This window comes from Halococcoides cellulosivorans, assembly GCF_003058365.1.
Taxonomy (GTDB): Archaea; Halobacteriota; Halobacteria; order Halobacteriales; family Haloarculaceae; genus Halococcoides; species Halococcoides cellulosivorans.
Genome location: NZ_CP028858.1, coordinates 1,328,319 through 1,346,202, shown reverse-complemented (window position 1 = coordinate 1,346,202; position 17,884 = coordinate 1,328,319). Strand labels below are relative to the sequence as shown.

At 66.3% G+C, this 17,884-nt stretch carries 20 protein-coding genes; 11 read left to right on the top strand and 9 right to left on the bottom strand.

Annotation, left to right across the window (positions count from 1 at the left end):
- Positions 1–96 precede the first annotated feature (96 nt).
- Positions 97–1,431 carry a hydroxymethylglutaryl-CoA synthase gene (gene hmgB / locus HARCEL1_RS06670; RefSeq protein WP_108381775.1) on the top strand — a complete coding sequence of 445 codons (1,335 nt, stop codon included), beginning with the start codon at positions 97–99 and terminating at the stop codon, positions 1,429–1,431.
- A 32-nt stretch (positions 1,432–1,463) separates the two neighbouring features.
- Here the strand turns inward: hmgB and HARCEL1_RS06665 are convergent, their stop codons facing one another.
- Positions 1,464–2,162 (bottom strand): helix-turn-helix domain-containing protein, encoded by a 699-nt coding sequence (locus HARCEL1_RS06665; RefSeq protein ID WP_108381774.1) that lies wholly within the window; start codon positions 2,160–2,162, stop codon positions 1,464–1,466.
- Between the two features lie 80 nt (positions 2,163–2,242).
- Between HARCEL1_RS06665 and HARCEL1_RS06660 the strand changes: the two genes are divergently transcribed.
- The 5 genes from HARCEL1_RS06660 to HARCEL1_RS06640 all read left to right on the top strand — a co-directional run bounded on the left by HARCEL1_RS06660 (position 2,243) and on the right by HARCEL1_RS06640 (position 6,602).
- Entirely contained in the window at positions 2,243–2,947 is a 705-nt protein-coding gene (locus tag HARCEL1_RS06660) for a metal-dependent hydrolase (protein WP_108381773.1), read from the top strand.
- A 56-nt stretch (positions 2,948–3,003) separates the two neighbouring features.
- Positions 3,004–3,981 (top strand): tyrosine--tRNA ligase, encoded by a 978-nt coding sequence (locus tag HARCEL1_RS06655; RefSeq protein WP_108381772.1) that lies wholly within the window; start codon positions 3,004–3,006, stop codon positions 3,979–3,981.
- A 520-nt stretch (positions 3,982–4,501) separates the two neighbouring features.
- Positions 4,502–4,642 (top strand): hypothetical protein, encoded by a 141-nt coding sequence (locus tag HARCEL1_RS13740; RefSeq protein ID WP_233357429.1) that lies wholly within the window; start codon positions 4,502–4,504, stop codon positions 4,640–4,642.
- A 90-nt stretch (positions 4,643–4,732) separates the two neighbouring features.
- A complete protein-coding gene (locus HARCEL1_RS06645) occupies positions 4,733–5,569 on the top strand; it encodes a DUF7847 domain-containing protein (RefSeq protein ID WP_108381771.1) in 837 nt (278 codons plus the stop codon).
- Between the two features lie 37 nt (positions 5,570–5,606).
- On the top strand, positions 5,607–6,602 hold the full coding sequence (locus HARCEL1_RS06640) for an aldo/keto reductase (RefSeq protein ID WP_108381770.1): 996 nt from the start codon (positions 5,607–5,609) through the stop codon (positions 6,600–6,602).
- Here the strand turns inward: HARCEL1_RS06640 and HARCEL1_RS06635 are convergent, their stop codons facing one another.
- The 3 genes from HARCEL1_RS06635 to HARCEL1_RS06625 are packed head-to-tail and all read right to left on the bottom strand — an operon-like array spanning position 6,603 to position 9,363.
- Positions 6,603–7,634 (bottom strand): ABC transporter ATP-binding protein, encoded by a 1,032-nt coding sequence (locus tag HARCEL1_RS06635; protein ID WP_108381769.1) that lies wholly within the window; start codon positions 7,632–7,634, stop codon positions 6,603–6,605. It abuts the gene before it with no gap.
- Complete coding sequence (locus HARCEL1_RS06630; protein ID WP_325047907.1) at positions 7,631–8,443, bottom strand: ABC transporter permease subunit; 813 nt, start codon at positions 8,441–8,443, stop codon at positions 7,631–7,633. Before HARCEL1_RS06630 ends, HARCEL1_RS06635 begins: the two co-directional genes overlap by 4 nt.
- On the bottom strand, positions 8,440–9,363 hold the full coding sequence (locus HARCEL1_RS06625) for an extracellular solute-binding protein (protein ID WP_108381768.1): 924 nt from the start codon (positions 9,361–9,363) through the stop codon (positions 8,440–8,442). Before HARCEL1_RS06625 ends, HARCEL1_RS06630 begins: the two co-directional genes overlap by 4 nt.
- A 98-nt stretch (positions 9,364–9,461) precedes the next feature.
- Between HARCEL1_RS06625 and HARCEL1_RS06620 the strand changes: the two genes are divergently transcribed.
- Together HARCEL1_RS06620 and HARCEL1_RS06615 are read left to right on the top strand one after the other, a co-directional pair.
- Entirely contained in the window at positions 9,462–10,139 is a 678-nt protein-coding gene (locus HARCEL1_RS06620) for a TOBE domain-containing protein (protein WP_108381767.1), read from the top strand.
- Between the two features lie 93 nt (positions 10,140–10,232).
- Complete coding sequence (locus HARCEL1_RS06615; protein ID WP_108381766.1) at positions 10,233–10,466, top strand: HTH domain-containing protein; 234 nt, start codon at positions 10,233–10,235, stop codon at positions 10,464–10,466.
- Here the strand turns inward: HARCEL1_RS06615 and uvrB are convergent.
- Both uvrB and HARCEL1_RS06605 read right to left on the bottom strand, forming a co-directional pair.
- The gene (gene uvrB, locus HARCEL1_RS06610; protein ID WP_108381765.1) at positions 10,463–12,517 is read right to left on the bottom strand and encodes an excinuclease ABC subunit UvrB; all 2,055 of its coding nucleotides are present in this window, start codon (positions 12,515–12,517) and stop codon (positions 10,463–10,465) included. The two genes, HARCEL1_RS06615 and uvrB, sit on opposite strands and share 4 nt — an antisense overlap.
- A gap of 78 nt (positions 12,518–12,595) precedes the next feature.
- Entirely contained in the window at positions 12,596–13,660 is a 1,065-nt protein-coding gene (locus HARCEL1_RS06605; RefSeq protein WP_108381764.1) for a polyprenyl synthetase family protein, read from the bottom strand.
- 87 nt (positions 13,661–13,747) lie between these two features.
- Here HARCEL1_RS06605 and HARCEL1_RS06600 point away from each other — a divergent pair, with 87 nt between their 5' ends.
- The 3 genes from HARCEL1_RS06600 (at position 13,748) to msrB (ending at position 15,338) form a co-directional block, all read left to right on the top strand.
- On the top strand, positions 13,748–14,425 hold the full coding sequence (locus HARCEL1_RS06600; protein ID WP_108381763.1) for an NAD(+)/NADH kinase: 678 nt from the start codon (positions 13,748–13,750) through the stop codon (positions 14,423–14,425).
- Between the two features lie 63 nt (positions 14,426–14,488).
- Positions 14,489–14,848: a chemotaxis protein CheY gene (cheY, locus tag HARCEL1_RS06595; protein ID WP_108381762.1), complete on the top strand. Its 360-nt coding sequence runs from the start codon at positions 14,489–14,491 to the stop codon at positions 14,846–14,848.
- Positions 14,849–14,927: 79 nt separating this feature from the next.
- A complete protein-coding gene (gene msrB / locus HARCEL1_RS06590; RefSeq protein ID WP_108381761.1) occupies positions 14,928–15,338 on the top strand; it encodes a peptide-methionine (R)-S-oxide reductase MsrB in 411 nt (136 codons plus the stop codon).
- A 36-nt stretch (positions 15,339–15,374) separates the two neighbouring features.
- On the opposite strand, the gene HARCEL1_RS06585 is transcribed toward msrB, so the two are convergent.
- The 3 genes from HARCEL1_RS06585 to HARCEL1_RS06575 form a co-directional block, all read right to left on the bottom strand.
- Positions 15,375–15,704 (bottom strand): DUF7126 family protein, encoded by a 330-nt coding sequence (locus HARCEL1_RS06585; RefSeq protein WP_108381760.1) that lies wholly within the window; start codon positions 15,702–15,704, stop codon positions 15,375–15,377.
- Between the two features lie 67 nt (positions 15,705–15,771).
- Positions 15,772–16,689: a glutamine-hydrolyzing GMP synthase gene (gene guaA, locus HARCEL1_RS06580; protein ID WP_108381759.1), complete on the bottom strand. Its 918-nt coding sequence runs from the start codon at positions 16,687–16,689 to the stop codon at positions 15,772–15,774.
- Between the two features lie 142 nt (positions 16,690–16,831).
- Positions 16,832–17,839 carry a DUF7544 domain-containing protein gene (locus HARCEL1_RS06575; RefSeq protein ID WP_108381758.1) on the bottom strand — a complete coding sequence of 336 codons (1,008 nt, stop codon included), beginning with the start codon at positions 17,837–17,839 and terminating at the stop codon, positions 16,832–16,834.
- Between the last annotated feature and the right edge of the window lie 45 nt (positions 17,840–17,884).

Below are 17,884 nucleotides of genomic sequence, written 5' to 3'. Positions count from 1 at the left end.
GGCAATCAAATATAGCTGTTCCCCCGCCCCAATTTTACGACGATCGTCGAAAACACAGTCGACACCTCTATGTAGGGCTGTGGGTGACATCTGGGTATGCCAACAGGGATCGACGGCGTCGAGATTCGGACCGGCAATCTGAAACTCGACCTCGCAGAGACGTTCGCGCCCGAGAAAGACGACGACCCCGCGAAATACACGAAGGGGCTCGGTCTGCACGCGAGTTCCTTCCCGGACACCTACGAGGACATCGTCACGATGGCGGCGAACGCAGCGAAACGCCTGATGGAGCGCAAAGGCCTTCAGCCGGACGACATCGGGCGGATCGACGTGGCGACCGAGTCGGCGTTCGACCACGCCAAACCCGTCTCGACGTACGTCGCTGGCTGTCTCGAACAGGTCTTCGAGGGTGATTTCCACCACGCGAACAAAGGCGAGCGCAAGTTCGCCTGTATCGCCGGCACTCAAGCCCTGGACGACGCCGTCAACTGGATCGAAGCGGGCAAGAATCGCGGGCGAGCGGCACTCGTCATCGCGACCGACACCGCGCTGTACGAACGCGGTGATTCGGGCGAGGCGACCCAGGGCGCGGGCGCGGTCGCGATGCTCGTCGACGAGGACCCCGATCTAGTGACGGTCGACCCCGATCAGGGCTACGGCAGCGCCGACGAGACGGACTTTCTCAAGCCCAATCAGCAGTTCCCCAGCGTCGACGGCAAGCGCTCGATGCAGGTGTATCTCGCCCGCATGCGCGAGGCGCTGACCGACTTCGAGCGATCGTGGGGCGATACCCACCCCGACCAGTTCGCGCTCGTCCCCTTCCACACGCCGTTCCCGGGGATGGTCCGGAAGGCCGCCGTGCTGGGCTTCCGACACCTCATGCGCGGGACCGACATCGAAGACGCTCTCGAATCGGAGATCGGTCGCCAGCCCCGACGCGACGACTTCGCAGACGACGAGGCGTTCATGGACGCGCTCTCGGAGTACACCGACGCGCTCGGTGAGACCGACCGCTACGCCGAGTGGTACGACGACACGATCGAGTCCACGCTCGCTATCTCCCGGCACGTCGGCAACTGGTACACGGGGTCGGTCCATCTCGCCCGCGCGGCGGGCCTGCGCGAGGCCGCCCAGGCCGGCGTGGACCTCGCTGGCGAGCACCTGTTGGTCGCCTCCTACGGCAGCGGTGCCCAGGCCGAGATCCACGCCGAGACCGTCCAGGACGGATGGGAAGCGGAGATCGAACAGCTGAACGTCGAGGATCAACTCGACGATCGGTACGACATCTCGTGGTCCGAATACGAGACGATCCACGAGGTGCACGACTACGACGAGACGACCGACGTCGATCCGTTCACGACGCCGAGTAGGGAGTTCGTCTTCGACGGGTGGGGCCGGATGGGCGAGCGCAAGTACACCTACGTCGAATAGCGCCCTGCGACCGCCCCAGCGCCGGTCGGACGCTATTCGATCTCGGCGAGACGATCCAGAAATTCCTCCAGTGGCGCGTCCGAGACACCGAGCGCGTAGCCGTCGATGCGCGCGAGGTCGGCAGCGTGCTCCCAGACCTCGTCGCTATCGATCCCGTGGAGGATCACCGCGTCGGGCGTCGGCGAGACCACCCGGATCGCGACCAGCGGTGACTCCCCACGGGTGACGTTCGTGAAGATCATCGCGCGCGTGGTCGAGCGGCCGTACAGCCGGTAGAACTCCTCGCTGGAGAGTCGCGTGATCGCCTCGATGCTGTCGATGACGGTGTGGCCCGCGACCCCACCCGAGGGGTCGGTCACGGGCGTCACGCCAAGCCGATCGAAGTACGTCTCGGTGCGCATGCGCGCGGCGTACTCCCGGAGGTCGTGAACGATCGCGCGATCGAACCCCGCCGAGCGCACGCGCGCGGAGCGGCGGACGTGGCGGCCACCGCGCTCGCGATCGATGGCGATCAGCGCCGCGACGGTCCGGCGGACGACGCCGATGCCCGGGTCGCGTCGCCCGCCCTCGTAATCGGAGATCACCGACGGCGAGACGTCGAGTTCGGCGGCGAGATCGGTCTGTGAGATTTCGAAATCGGTCCGCCACTTCCGGAGGGTCCCGCCGGGGTCGTCACTGAGTGCGATCTCGCCGGCGATGCGCTCGGCGAGTCGGTCGGCGTCGCCGTCCATACAGAGCGCTCGGTCACGACGGGCCTGAATCTGTCGGGGCCGCCACAACGGCTACGGGGCGTCCGATCTATGCGGTGAATATGTCGTCGTTGCTGGTGCATATGGCACTCGCGGGGCTGTTCACCGCGGCGCTGCTCGGCGAGGAGTTCGACGGGCGCGCGCTCGGCGTCGCCGTGCTCGCCGTCGCCCTCGTCGACATGGACGTGTTCCTCTCGCCGGTGATCCAGAGCGCTCACCGTGCCGCTGGGCACACGCTCGTCTGGCCGGCGCTGTTCGCGGTTGGCGTGCTCGTCGTGAGTCGCATCGGGGTGCCCGAACCAGCGCGAGAGGACATCGGCAGATCGATGTTCGAGCGACTCCGCGAGCGCTGGGCGTCGTTCGTCCGCCGAGTCGTCGCCGCCCGAACGCCGCGCCGCCTTCGCCTGGGGTGGCTCGTCGTCGCCGTCGTCGTCTTTGCCGGCATCGGCCCGGACCTGTTCTCGAACGGCGTGAACCTGTTCTGGCCGATCCACGACCAGTTCTACACCCTTAACGGTGAGATCGAACTCTCGACCACGCGGGGGATCGTCCAGACGGTGGTGGATCTCTCGCCCGACCCGACCCAACCGGCCTCGACGACTCAGAACACCTTCTACAGCACGGGCGTCGACCCGACGCCCGGTGCGGAACCTGCGAACGTCGAGCGGACCTTTCCGATCGCGTGGTCGGGCCTGGAGATCCTCCTCATGATCGCGAGTGCGACGATCGTGAGTGTTCGACTCGCACTCGCTCGCCGACGGCGCTGACGATCCGGTCGGGGCGGTTCAGAACGCCTTTGAGGGTCACCGGCGGAGCGGTCGGTATGACAGCCGATTCGCTCGTGGCCGCCGCCGAGGAGGTCGTCACCGACGAGGAGTTCGACGCGCTCTGTGCCGATCCCGAGGGCAAGCGCGTCTACGTCGGGTACGAACCCTCCGGCGTGCTCCACGTGGGCCACCTGATCACCGCGAACGCACTGCTCGACCTGCAGGCGGCTGGCTTCGAGGTCGTCGTCTTGCTCGCGGACGTTCACGCCTACCTCAACGGCAAGGGCACGTTCGACGAGATTCGAGAGACCGCCGAGCGCATGCGCGAGCAGTTTCTGGCCTACGGCCTCGACGACGAGGCGACGGAGTTCGTCTTCGGGTCGGAGTTCCAGTTCGACGACGATTACGTCCTCGACTGTTTCCAGCTCGCGACGACGACATCACTCAATCGCTCTCAGCGTGCGATGGCCGAACTCCAGAGCGGCCAGACCGCCAGCGTCGGCCACGTGTTCTACCCGCTGATGCAGGCGCTCGACATCGTCTATCTCGACGTCGATCTGGCGGTCGGTGGCCTCGACCAACGCAAGGTCCACATGCTCGCGCGCGACGAGTTGCCCGAGGTGGGCTACGACGCCCCGACCTGTCTGCACACCCCGATCGTCGGCGATCTGGCGACTGGCGAGGGGAAGATGTCCAGTAGCGAGGGGACCACAATTTCGATGGAGGACGACCGCGCGACGATCGAGCAGAAAGTCGGCGACGCCTTCTGCCCGCCCGAGCGCGACCCCGAGGGCGATCTGGTCAATCCCGTGCTCGAACTGTTCGAGTACCAGGTGTTCCCACGATTCGAGACGGTCGTCGTCGAACGGCCCGACCAGTACGGCGGCGATCTGGAGTACGACGAGTACGAGGACCTCGCGACCGATCTGGATTCGGGCGAGTTGCACCCCCAGGACGCCAAAGACGCACTCGCGGAGTATCTCGATCGCCTGATCGCGCCCGGGCGGGAGCGGTTGGCCGAACTCCGGGCGTGAGCGTACCGGTCCTGTTCACGCGATCGGCGTGAGGATATCGTCGGGGTCCTCCGATCGGTCGTGGGGTCATTCGTTTGATAATAATTCCTGCGATACTGACCTGTGACGTGTGTCCGTCAGTCCCGACGACTCCCGTGGCCGTCTGGCCCCGGTAGACTATTTGTCCCACTAGTACGAGACGATTTCATGGACGACGATCGCATCGCGAGCGACGACGTGTCGACCGACATCGAGAGCGGCGGGGTCCGCCGGCGGCAACTCGGCGCGGAGACAGCGGGCGACGCCATCGGCTGTAGCCTCTAGGGGTACGATCCCGGGGCGACGGGGTGGCCACGACACTACCACACCGCCAACGAGGAGGCCATCTACTCCTGGAGGGGTCAGCGACGATCGAGTTGGGCCCGACGCCGACGCCCACGAGATTCGGGCGGGCGACTACGTCGCGCTGCCGGCCGACGAGCGCGGCACCCACGCCATCGAAGCGGGGCCCGACGGCTGTCGTCTGCTCGCGGTCTCCACGATGAACGATCCAGACGTGACGGTGTATCCCGACCGCGACGCCGTGGGCCTGTTCGTCGGTGCACCGCCCGGTGGGGACAGCGAGGATCGGTCGATATCGCGATTTCTCGATCTGGGCGCCGAGGTCGAGTACTGGGAGTGACCACCGAGGACGGCTCTGGAATCGGTATTTCGAGTCGAACAGTCGATCGAATGCAGTAGGTTCTTGACTCCCCCACGTGGGAATCGGTGTATGGCCGTCATTCGATCACTCAAAGACGCTATCGGTGTGTTGTCCGAAAACACGATCCTGTTCGCCGTCGGGCTCATGATGGCCGCGCTGGTCCTTCCCCAGACGCTCATGAGTCAGATCGGCGTTCCGGTACTCCCGTTTTTCCTCACGATCGCCACGTTCTTCGTGTCGATTTTCATTCTCGCCGGCCTCTATGCAATGGCCTACGAGGGCCTCCACCGCGGAACGACCTCACTGGAGACGTTCAAACAGATGGGGAAAGACCGCTATCTACCGTTGCTCGGTGGGACGCTCATCGAGGTGGTCATCGGGTTCGTGTTCGTTTTTGTCGCGTCGATGATTTTGGTCTTTACCGTCGGCTTCGCCATCGCCTCGGCGTTCAGCGGGACCGGTGGTGAACCAGAACTGGCCGCACTCACCGGTGGTGGGGCGATCGTCGGGATCGCAGTCGCTGGCGTGGTGCTGCTCATCTACGCGCTGTTCATGTTTTTCGTCCAGTTCTATCGGATCGCGATCGTCGTCGACAAGAGTAATGTAATCGAAGGATACAAGAAAAGCGCCGCGCTCGTCCGTCACAACTTCCTCTATACGATCGGCTACTCGCTGATCAATCTCGGCATCGCGTTTCTGATCTCGCTGCCGATTATCGTCATCGGTGTCGCCCCCTTCGCCCTCGCGTATTCCAGTGCGGGCCCATCGAGCATCGATCTGATGACGTCGTCGATCGTCGCGTCGCTCGGGATCACCGCCTACAGTTTCGTTATTCAGATCATCATGGTGCCGTTCCGCGGGACGTTCGCCGTCTCCTTTTACGATCGTCACAAACCCGGCGCCTGACCCACGGGCTGAAGTGACCGCCGCGCAAAGCGCCGGTATGGAGTTTCGCGAACTCGGTTCGACCGGACACGAACTCTCGGCCGTCGGCCTCGGCACCTGGAACATCGGCGGCGCGGCCTGGGGCGACGTAGACGACGCGACTGGCCGCGAGGTGATCCGGACGGCACTCGATTCGGGTGTGACGTTCGTCGACACCGCCGACGTCTACGGCGACGGACGGAGCGAGTCACACATCGGTGCGGTCCTCGACGACCCCGAGTACGATCGCGACGACGTGTTCGTCGCGACGAAGGCGGGCCGACGCCTCGACCCTCACGAGCCAGCGGGATACGATCGCGAGCACCTCGAACGGTTCGTCGATCGATCGCTGGACAACCTCGGGACGGACACGCTGGATCTGTTGCAGTTGCACTGCCCACCGACGGAGGTGTACTATCAACCCGAGACGTTCGAGGCACTCGACGCGCTCCAGCGTGAGGGCAAGATCGGCCACTACGGGGTGAGTGTCGAGAAAGTCGAGGAAGGCCTGAAGGCCATCGAGTACGATGGCGTCGAGTCCGTCCAGATCATCTTCAACATGTTTCGCCAGCGGCCCGCCGACCTCTTTTTCGACGAGGCTGCCCGGCGCGACGTGGGCGTGATCGCGCGCGTTCCACTCGCGAGCGGTCTGCTCACCGGTGCGATCGATCGCGACACGGAGTTCCCCGACGACGACCATCGGAACTTCAACCGCGACGGCGAGGCGTTCGACCGTGGCGAGACCTTCGCGGGCCTGCCGTTCGAGGACGGTCTCGACGCCGTCGAGGCCGTCGAACAGTACGTGCCCGAGGATCTCACGCTCGCCCAGACCGCACTCCGGTGGATTCTGGATTTCGACGCCGTGACGTCCGTGATTCCGGGGTCGACCTCGCCCGAGCACATCCAAGAGAACGTCGCCGTCGCGGATCGCCGCCCGCTCGATCACCGGGTCCACGGTGCGATTCGGGATATCTACGAGGAATCGGTCTACGACGCCGTCCACCAGCGCTGGTGACTACTCGATCGGGACGATGTCGCCCGGATCGATCGCGACCACACAGTCCTCACCCTCGCTGAGTTCGTCGGCCCGCGATCGGCCTACGCGAGCCTCGATCGGCCCGAGGCCGGGCACCGATATCGTCGCAATCGTGTCGGTCTGGCGGTCGACGATTCGATCGATCTCCCCATCGAGGCGATTACTCGCGGCCGCTGAGTCGTCGCTCGACGGGTCCGCCGGTCGGAGGTCGACCGCCGATGGGTCGAGTGCGACCGACACCGCGGGTCCGCTCGCCACCATCGAGGCCCGCACCGTCGTGGGGCCACAGTCGATCCGGGGCGGGTCTCGCGACACGACCTGTCCCTCGACGACGCTGTGGCCCAGAAAGCGAGCCACGCGCTCGGTCGCCGGCCGGTCGAACACCCGATCGGTCGGCCCAACCTGGTGGAGTGTCCCGTCGAACAGGACGGCGAGACGATCACCGACGACCGCCGCCTCCCGTTGATCGTGGGTGACGTAGACGACCGGGACGTCGAGTGCGGCGAGTCGGGCGGCGAGGTCACGCCGCAGGCGACGCCGGATCGGGGCGTCGAGACTCGCGAGCGGTTCGTCGAGCAAAAGGGCGTCGGGGTCGCTCGCGAGCGTCCGGGCGAGCGCGACGCGTCGTGATTCCCCGCCCGAGAGCGTCGCCGGATCGCGATCGAGCAACTCTCCGATCTCGAATCGCTCGGCGATGGCGGCGGTATCGACGCTCTCCGCCGCCCCGAACGCGATGTTTTCGCGGACCGAGCGGTGGGGGAAGAGCGCGTCGTCCTGAAAGACCATCCCGACGGGTCGCCGTTCGGGTGGTCGACCGTCGAGGCGCGCCCCGTCGAGCGTGATCGTCCCGCTGTCGGGCGTCTCGAACCCCGCGATCAGTTCCAACAGCGTGGACTTGCCCGCCCCCGAGGGCCCGAGAACCGCGGTCACGCCGGACGGAACCGTCAGATCGATCGGCCCGATCCGGGCGTCGGGGTATGCGATCGCCAGACCGTCGAGTGCGAGGCTCATCGAACCGATCCGCCCAGCCACTGGAGGACGATCACGATTGCGAGGCCGGCCCCGAGCAGCCACGCCACGGGTGCGAGCGTAGCCTCGACGCCACCGGAAACGAACGCGACCCAGGTGCGGGTGGGGAGGCTGTGGGGATGGTAGGCGACGGTCATCGTCGCGCCGAACTCGCCGAGTGCGCGGGCGAACGTAAGTGCGATCCCCGCGAGAATGCTCCGTTTCGCGAGCGGGAGCGTCACGACGAGTGCGGTCTCGATCGGACCGCGCCCGAGCGACCGGGCGGCACGTTCGAGCGTCGGATCGACGCCGGCGAACCCCGAGCGTGCGACGACGACGAGAAACGGGCCGGCGACGAACGTCTGGGCGAGGACGATCCCGGCGTACCCGCCCGTGATCGAAATGCCGACGGCTGCGGCGGCCCGTCCGACGAGGGTTCCGGGCCCGACGGCGGTCAGCAACATGACGCCGCCGACGACCGGCGGGATCACGAGCGGGAGGACGACCAGCGCCTCGACGAGTCGCTTTCCGGGAAACGAATAGCGGGCGAGCGTGTAGGCCAGTGGCACGCCGAAGACGGTCGCCAGCAGCGTCGTGACGGGTGCGGTCACCAGCGAGGTGCGCACCGCCGCGAGCGTGGCTGGCTCGCCTAGCTCGGTGACGAGGGGCCCGCCGCTGGCGAGAAAACTCACTAGCGGGACCACCAGATAGACGACGAGCACCGCGCCGAGCAGCGCGACGATCGAGCGCTGACTCACGGCGGTCGTTCCGGGCCAGGATCGGTCGTCACGGGCCGCATCGACGACGCTCACGCGCGCACCTCCCGGGGGACCGCCCCCGAGTAAACCGGGACGCCATCGCCGGTGGTCAGGCCGACCGCGTCGAGCAGGTCGGCCCGATCGGCCAGAAATCGGACGAACGCGCGGCCCGCGGCGGGGTCGGGGGCGGTCTCGGGGACCGTCGCGGCGTAGCGGACGGGTCGTCCGTGGACGGTGTGGCCATCGCTCGTCGTATACGATACCTCGGCGTACTGCTCGGCCCGCGCGATGTCTGCGAAGTTCAGCGCCGGCGGGAGCGATCGGACGCCCAGGTCGCGATCGACCGCCATGTTTCGGTAGGCGATCGCCGCGTCGTACTCGCCGGTCTCGACCCCTGCGAGCAGCGAGGCCTCGCCCGGCGTGACCGTCGTCGCCACTTCGAGGGCGTCGGCAAGGCCTGGCTCGTCGTAGAACCGTTCGGCCAACTCGAAAAGGTGCAGCGCCCGATAGCCCAGCGGGTCGAGGTCGGGGTCGGTCCGCGCGACGGTGGCCTCGCTCGATCTGAGCACGTCGGGCCAGTACTCGCCGTCGAGGAGGCGTTGGCCCACCGCTGTCGACGGGTCGGCGGCGATCACGACTTCGTTCGTTGCCACGACGACGTCCCAGTCGGCCAGTTCCGGCCGGAGGCGGTCACGCAACAACTGCGCGTCGGCGCTGACGATCGCGTCGGGGCGGCGTTGCTTTTCACAGACCATCCGCAACAGGGCGTTCGACCCGCGGTACTCGCCGCCGTAGGCATACTCGGTCGTCTCGGTGAACGCCGGGCCGACGCGATCCTCGAACCCTGCGGCGAGACTCCCCGCCGCGAGCACGGTCGCCCCCGACGCACCGGAACAGCCAGCGAACGTCGCGACGAGTCCGCCACACCCGCCCAGCACGGCGCGCCGGGTGGGCCGATCGGGGCGTTGTATCATCCGGGATATGACGTCGATATGCCCGCTACGATATAACGGTTGGGGAGCCCGCACCGCCCGGACGCCGGGTTTTTGAGCCGACCGGCCGAGTGCGGCGTATGGAGGCCGCGTTCGAGGCCCGCCTCGTCGTCGACGGCATCGCAGTCGATCGGTCCGACGTCCGATTGCTCCGGGCCGTCGAGCGCGAGGGCTCGCTTTCGGCCGCCGCCGACGCGCTCGACCGGTCGTATTCGCACGCTCACGACCGCGTTTCAGACCTCGAAGACGCGCTCGGCCCGCTGCTCGACCGCCAGCGCGGCGGCCCCGACGGCGGCGGCAGTACGCTGACCGACACGGCCCGGGACCTCCTCGCCCGATTCGACCGCCTGCGCGCCGCGCTCGCGGGCACCGCTCGAACCGAGGAGGTCGCCATCGAAGGGGCGGTGCGAGAACGCGACGGCGAACTCGCGCGTGTCGCGACCGACGCCGGGGAGTTTCGAGCCGTCTGTTACGAAGACGCCGATCGGGTCGATGTCGTCCTCAGCGCCGACGCGATCACGCTGCACCGCCTCGACACCGCGCCGCCGGCCACCGACACCAGCGCGCGCAATCGGCTCCGTGGGGCCGTCAGCGACGTCGAGGCCGGCGAATCCATCGCGACCGTCACCGTGGCCGCCGAAGGAGTGGCCGTCCCCGTCGTCGTGACGAAAGCGAGTCTGGATCTGCTCGACATCGCGGTCGGAACGAGCGTCGTCGCGACGTTCAAAGCCGCCGCGACCCACGCCGTCCCGCGATGACTGGCGGTCGGTCACCGGTTCAGGTGCGCGATCGACGGGACTGGTGTACCCACGAAGGTAGGTGTTTATGTGGTATGGTCACATACTGCCGCTATGGCAACTCCCGGCCGTGACGTCGAATACACCGAATCAGCCGTCATCGAGGTGTTCAAGGATCGTGACGACTACGCGGAACCGCTGACCGCCAGCGAGGTCGCTGACGAACTCGGCTGTTCGCGACGCACTGCGCTGAACAAACTCCACGATCTGGAGGACACGACCGACGTGACGAGCAAGAAAGTCGGTGGGCGCTCGCGGGTCTGGTGGATCCCCGTGCAGGTCAATTAAAATTCGCCCGTCTCGGGCGGGACGCCGACGTCGTCCGCCCCGAGGTCGAACTCCTGCTGGAGCGTTCGGATTCGATCGCGGATGTCCGCCGCGAGTTCGAACTCCAGGTTGCCTGCGGCCTCGTCCATGCGCTGTTCGAGCTGGTCGATCAGTTCGGCGGCGGCCTCGCTGTCCTCGGGATCGACGCCTGCCGCCTCCGAGGTGTCAGTCTCGCTGCCGGGGAGGTTCGTCTCGCCGACGGGCTTCTCGATAGTCTGCGGCTCGACGTCGTGGGTTCGATTGAACTCGCGTTGGATCTCGCGACGGCGCTCGGTCTCCGAGATCGCGGCCTCCATCGCGTCGCTAGAGTCGTCGGCGTAGAGGACAGCCCGCCCCTCGCGGTTGCGCGCGGCCCGCCCCAGCGTCTGGACGAGCGTGGTCTCACTCCGCAAAAATCCTTCCTGGTCGGCGTCGAGGATCGCGACCAGCGACACCTCGGGGATGTCCAGGCCCTCTCGTAAGAGGTTGATCCCGACGAGCACCTGGATCTCGCCCAGGCGGAGCGAGCGGATCAGTTCGTGGCGTTCGAGCGTGTCGGTCTCGTCGTGCATGTACGCGGCGTCGACGCCCGCCTCGTCGAGATACTCGGTGAGGTCCTCGGCCATGCGCTTGGTGAGTGTCGTCACGAGCACGCGCTCGTCCTCGGGCATCGCGGCGATCCGGTCGAGGAGGTCTTCGATCTGGCCTTCGGCGGGCGCGACCTCGATGTCGGGATCGACGAGGTAAGTCGGCCTGACGATCTGTTCGACGATCTGGCCGCTCTGCTCGCGCTCATACTCGCCGGGCGTCGCGGAGACGTACAGCGTCCGATCGGTGCGCTCCTCGAACTCGTCGAAGGTCAGCGGCCGGTTGTCGTAGGCGGTCGGCAGTCTGAATCCGTTCTCGATCAGCGATTCCTTCCGCGAGCGGTCGCCTGCGTACTGCCCGCGAATCTGGGGGACCGTTCGGTGGGACTCGTCGATCACCGTCAGAAAGTCGTCGGGGAAGTAATCCAGGAGCGTGTACGGGGCATCGCCCGAATCGCGATCCGAGAGGTGGACCGAGTAGTTCTCGATGCCCGAACAGTAGCCCGTCTCCGCGAGCATCTCCAGGTCGAAGGTCGTGCGCTCGTCGATGCGCTGGGCGGCGACGAGATTGCCCTGGCGCTCGAAGTGCGCGACACGGTCGTCGCGCAACTGTTCGATCTCTTCGATGGCGCGCTGGAGGTGCTCGTCGGGGATCGAGTAGTGTTCGGCGGGGTGGACCATGACGGCCGGCTCTTCGCTCACAACCTCGCCTTCCATCGGATCGAGTTTGCACAGTCGATCGATCTCGTCGCCCCAGAACTCGATGCGCACGGGATACCGGCCGTACATCGGGTAGACTTCGATGGTGTCGCCCCGCACGCGGATCGTCCCCTGGGTGAAGTCGACGTCGTTGCGCTCGTAGTTCAGATCGACCAGTCGGGCGATGACCTCCTCGCGACCAATCTGTTGGCCCCGCTCCAGGCGGAGTGCCATGTCGGTGTACTGGGAAGGGTCACCCAGCCCATAGATGGCCGACACCGAGGCGACGACGATGACGTCCTCGCGAGTCAGCAGCGATCGCGTCGCGGAGTGGCGCAAGCGATCGATTTCGTCGTTGATCGAGGCGTCTTTCTCGATGTGGGTGTCGCTTTGCTCGACGTACGCCTCGGGCTGATAGTAGTCGTAGTAGCTGACGAAATACTCGACGGCGTTGTCCGGAAACAGCGTTCGAAACTCCTCGTACAGTTGAGCGGCCAGCGTCTTGTTGTGGGCGATCACCAGCGTCGGCTGTTGCAGCTGTTCGATCACCCACGAGACGGTGTTGGTCTTGCCCGATCCCGTCACGCCCAGCAGCGTCTGTTCGTCGTGTCCGGCCTCGTAGCCCGCGACCAACTCGTCGATCGCGTCTGGCTGATCGCCGGCGGGGTCGAACGGCGCGTCGACCCGGAACGCCGACTCGGCGTCCGGGCGGTCTACCGTTAGCGGTCCGGATCGACTGTCGCTCACGCGCCTGGCTACGACGTGGAGACTCTTGACCGGTTCGACGCCGACAGAGGATAGTGACCCGCACGCGTGGGAGCGGCCTCAGCGGTCGCGATCGACGACGTAGGTGGCGAACGCTTCGAGCGCGTCGGCGGCCTCGGGATCCAGATCCAGATCGTCGAGATGGGCCGTCGCCGAGGCGGCGAACTCGGCGGCCCGGTCGCGCGCGTACTCGACGCTGTCGGTCGACTGGAGGATGTCGATGGCCTCCACGACCTCGTCGTCGGTGGTCTCCTCGGCCCAGAGGATCTCTTCGAGGCGGGCGACCGACTCGGGGTCGGCGTGCTCGGCGGCGTGAATCACCATCAGCGTCTTCTTGCCCTCGCGGATGTCGTTGCCGAACGCTTTCCCGAACTCACCGGCCTGGTCGAGCGTATTTTCGATGTCGAGGACGTCGTCGCTGATCTGGAACGCGATCGAGAGGTCTTCGGCGTACGCACCCAGGGTCTCCTGGACGTCGTCGGGTTGACCCGTGACGATCGCCGCGAGACGGGTGACGATCCGGACGAGACACCCCGTCTTGCACGCCGTCATTTCGAGGTACTCGTCCTCGCCAACGTGGATTTCCGGCTCGTTGTGCCAGGCGATGTCCATCCCCTGGCCGAGATGCGTCCGATTGAGTTCGTGCATCAGCATCTCGTAGGTCTCGAGTCGCGTCGCAGCATCGAGACCCGCGGGGTTCTGCGTGATGACCTTCAGCGGCAGGAAGTACATCGCGTTACCGGCGTTGAGCGCGATGTCGGTCCCCCGATCGAGGTGTAACGCCGTGTCGCCGCGGCGCATCTCCGCGCCGTCTTCGACGTCGTCGACGACGATCGTCCCGTTGTGGAGAATCTCCGGAATGCAGGCGTACTCGACGAACTCGTCGGGGTCGGCCCCCAACCCGTCGACGAGGACGAGAAAGAGGACGGCCCGCCAGCGTTTCCCACCGCGATCGAGGAGGTCCCACATCGGATCGGCGAGGGCGATCTGAAGGGCATCGGGGTCGTACGCGTACGACGGATCACCGAAAAACCGCTGCAGATACTCCTCGTCGATCTCTCGCGGGAGTAGCGATTCGATGGCCTCGTCGATGCGCGGTCGCCACGACGCCAGTCGATCCCGCATAGGGATCGATGTGCCATCGCGCGATATAAAGACTCCCTTCCGTCGCCAGTCGGCACCCTTTTGGGAGTCTCGGCGGAACCCACGGCGATGGCCGAGCCGTCACCCGCCCTCTCGCTCGCCTGGGTCGATCCGGGGGGTGACCCACCGCCGGCGATCCCCGTCGTCGAGCGAGCGCAGGCGGACGCCGTCGCCGCAGTGGGGCGTGCGGGCCTCCGAGCGGCGATCGCAGCGGGTGCAGAGACGATCCTCCCCGTCGACCCGCCAGGAGACGTTCCGGGCGTCGCGACCGACGGCATCGAGGCGGCGATCGAGGCGCTTCGATCGGGAGCGTGGACACTCCGACGATTTCCCATCGCGGTCGCGTCCGTCGATCCCGACCGCTACCGGGCGCTGATCGACCTCGCGATCGTTGCCGACGGCCCCGATCGCGTCGCGACCGTCACGGTCGAGGACGACGGTCGTCGTCTGGATCGCGTTCGGGCCGACGGCGTCGTCGCCGCGACGGCGACGGGATCGGCCGACTACGCCCGTTCGGTCGGCGCGCCAGTACTGTCCCGTGATGCCGACCTGCTGGCTATCGCGCCCATGGGCCCGTTCGAGACCGATCCCGACCACTGGGTGGTCGACGGGGTGACGATCACCGTCGACGGCCCGGCGAGTCTGGTCGCGGACGGCGCGCCGATCGCAGAACTTCCGGGCGAGACCGGTGTGAATATCTCCCCGAGTGATACGATCGGGCTGATCGTGCCCGAGACCCGGTCGTGATTGGCCGCTGTCGTCGGGTCCAGACGCCAACATTCTTGACGGCGCGAACCGATCACATACGCAATGGTCGACAGCGTCCTTATCGTGGACGATTCGGAATTCATGCGAAACCTTCTGAAGGAAATCCTCGCGACCGACTTCGAGATCGCTGCCGAGGCCGAAAACGGGGTCGAGGCCGTCGAACTGGCCGAGGAACACGACCCCGATCTGATCATGATGGACATCGTGATGCCGATCAAAGACGGCATCGAGGCCACGGCGGACATCAAAGAGCGTGATCCGAGCATCCCGATCGTGATGTGTACGAGCGTCGGTCAAGAAGAGAAGATGAAAGAGGCCGTCAAGGCCGGCGCGGACGGCTACATCACGAAACCGTTCCAGAAGCCCTCCGTCATGGAGGCCATCGAGGACCTGCTCGCCTGAGTCGGGTCCTGGTCTCGCGGCCGGGCGCCCGTCCTGCCGGCAGGCCGTCGTTCTTGGGGCTGGGGGGCCTTCCTCCAGTATGGCCAACACAGACGACCTCCCCGAGACCGACGACGAGTGGCGCGAGCGACTCTCCGAGCGCGCGTATCACGTCCTCCGCGAGGCCGGGACCGAACCCAAATTCAGCGGCGACCTCGTCGAGGTCGACGAGGACGGGCTGTTCCGGTGTGCGGGCTGTGAGGCGGTCCTGTTCGACTCGGACGCGAAGTTCCACTCCGGGACCGGGTGGCCGAGTTTCGCGGACGTCGCTGACAGCGACGCCGTCGAGACGCGTCCCGATCGATCCCACGGCATGGAGCGCACCGAAGTCGTGTGTGCGCGCTGTGAGGGCCATCTGGGCCACGTCTTCGAGGACGGCCCCGACCCGACGGGCAAGCGGTACTGCATCAACGACGCCGCACTCTCGTTCGACCCCGAGGATAGCGCTTGAGCTCTGTACGATAGTGGACCCGATCGGTTCTCCGTGTCAGGCCGCGTCCTCGGTCAGCGTCTCGACGACCGTCTCGGGATCGACGAGTGCGGGATCGACCGCGACGTCGGTCTGCCGACTGGCGAAATCGGGCAGTGAGGCGTCGTCGTAGACGACGACGCGAACGTCGGGATTGCAGTCTTTCGCGACCGCAATCGTCGTCGCCTGATCCATCTCGGTGAGGAGATAGACGTCCGCCGATTCGATGTCCGCGTCGTCGAGAGCGGACCGATCGACGACCTCGTCGATGTGACTGACCGAACACTCGGCGTCGTCGAGAGCGGCCTGGAGTCCGTTCGTGTGGCGACCGGCGAGAACGACGTGCATGGGCACGCTCCGGGAGCGACTGATTTGAGCCTCACGGACTGCTCCTCGTGGTCGAGCGCCGCGGACGCTACTCGTATTCGATCGTCGCGGGCGGCTTGTGGGTCACGTCGTAGACCACACGGGCGACCGCATCGTGGCTGCCCGTAATCCGTGACTGGATGCGCTGGAGCGTTTCCCAGTCGATTTCCTGAGCGCGGGCAGTCATGCCGTCGCGGGACTCGACCGACCGGACGGCGACGACCCAGCCGTGGACGCGGTTGTCGCCTTTGACACCGGTGGCCTTGCCGAGCACGGCGGCGAAGGCCTGCCAGGGGTCGTACTCGTCGAGTTCGTCTTCGACGACGTGGGTGGCCTCGCGCGCGACCGCGAGTTTCTCGTCGGTGACCTCACCGATGATGCGCACGGCGAGTCCGGGCCCGGGGAACGGCATCCGCTCGGCCACGAGAGCGTCGAGATCGAGGTGGCGGGCGACCTCGCGGACCTCGTCTTTGTACAGATCGCGCATCGGCTCGACGATGCCCTCGAAATCGATCCGCTCGGGCAGGCCACCGACGTTGTGGTGGGACTTGATCGTGCCCTCCGACTCGATCCGATCGGGGTAGATCGTCCCCTGGACGAGGTGGTCCGCGCCGACCTCGCGGGCGACGGTCTCGAACTCGCGGATGAACTGTTCACCGATCGCGTGGCGTTTTGCCTCGGGATCGGTCACGCCCTCCAGCGCGTCGAGAAACCGCTCCTGGGCGTCGATCACGCGCAGCGAGTCCATATACGCGAACGTCTCGCGGATCTGCTCGGTCTCGCCTTTTCTCATGAGCCCCGTGTCGACGTAGACCGGGGTCAGTTGGTCACCGACGGCGTCGTACGCGAGCGCGGCGGCCGTCGAGGAGTCGACGCCGCCCGAGAGTGCGATGATCGCTTCGCCCGCTCCGATCTCCGCTGCGATCTCCTCGCGAGCGTCCGCGACGAACGACTCGACGTCGACCATTACGATCGGCCTCCCGTCGGGCGGTCGATCAGTCGATCCGTGGCGACGAACTCCCGAGTCGAGTGGGTCGTCATATGGGGGCTGTGCGAAGACGGGCCAAAACGATTCCGGAACGCTCCGAGAGCGTGTCGGGAGCCGCTGTTCACCCCTCGATCGCGGGCCGTCGGTCGGGGATGATGTCGAACTCGTCGTCGATATCACCCAGTACGAGCAACGCGAAATACCGGCGATACGTTTCGAGAGGCGTGTTGATCAGGAGCCCCGTCACGACCAACGCGATCACGTAGAGTGCGACGAGCACGACGATGGCGACGAGTCCGGCGATTTGTAGCGGGCCACTGCCGACGGCGATCACCATCATTCCGATCGGAACGACGAAGACCGCGAGAGGAACGGCCAGCACGATGGCGACGGCGAAGCCGGCTATCCCACCGAGGAGGCCGACGGCGACGCTGATCGCGAACATCACGACGAGGTAGACCACGAGTTGTTTCCACTCGCGTTTCAGTGGGCCCCAGAACCGCTTCCAGGCGGAGAGCACGCCACGATCTTCGAGGATCATGATCGGGACGACGAAGTGGGTGGTGAACCCATCGATCACCCCGACGACGAAGGCGAACACGAACGCGAACGGTGAGAGGAGCGTGAAGATCACGAGCAGCGAAGCGAACGCGACAGCGCCACCGCCGTAGAACACCGCGGCGAGGAGGACGATCGGCAGGACGAAGACGGCGACGACGATCAGGCCGATCGCCAGACGAAATCCGAACAGGCGCAGCCCTTTGGGCCCGAACTGCCGGCCCGAGGCGCGAATCTCGACTCGGTCCGATCGGAGGCTCTCGACGAAGACGAACTCCATCAGCGCGCCGATCACTCCGAGGGCGAGCGCGAGGGCGATTCCGAGGATGACGAGCGCGACCACTGCCACGATGACCCATTCGGGGATCGCACCGAGGCCGACGGAGGGATCGCTCGATCCAGGGTCGCCCCCTGAAAACGACTGGCCGAACGTCGGGACCCCGACGCCGCCCCCACCGACGAAGAACATGATCAGGGCGAATCGGAGCCACGTCCCCCGCTCTATCGGCCAGAGGCGATCGCGTGTGAGATCGATCGCGTCGTCCACCCGCTGGATGGCGTACCAACCCATACCGGGGCATAGAGGGGCCTTGATTTCAACCTACCGTCACCAATC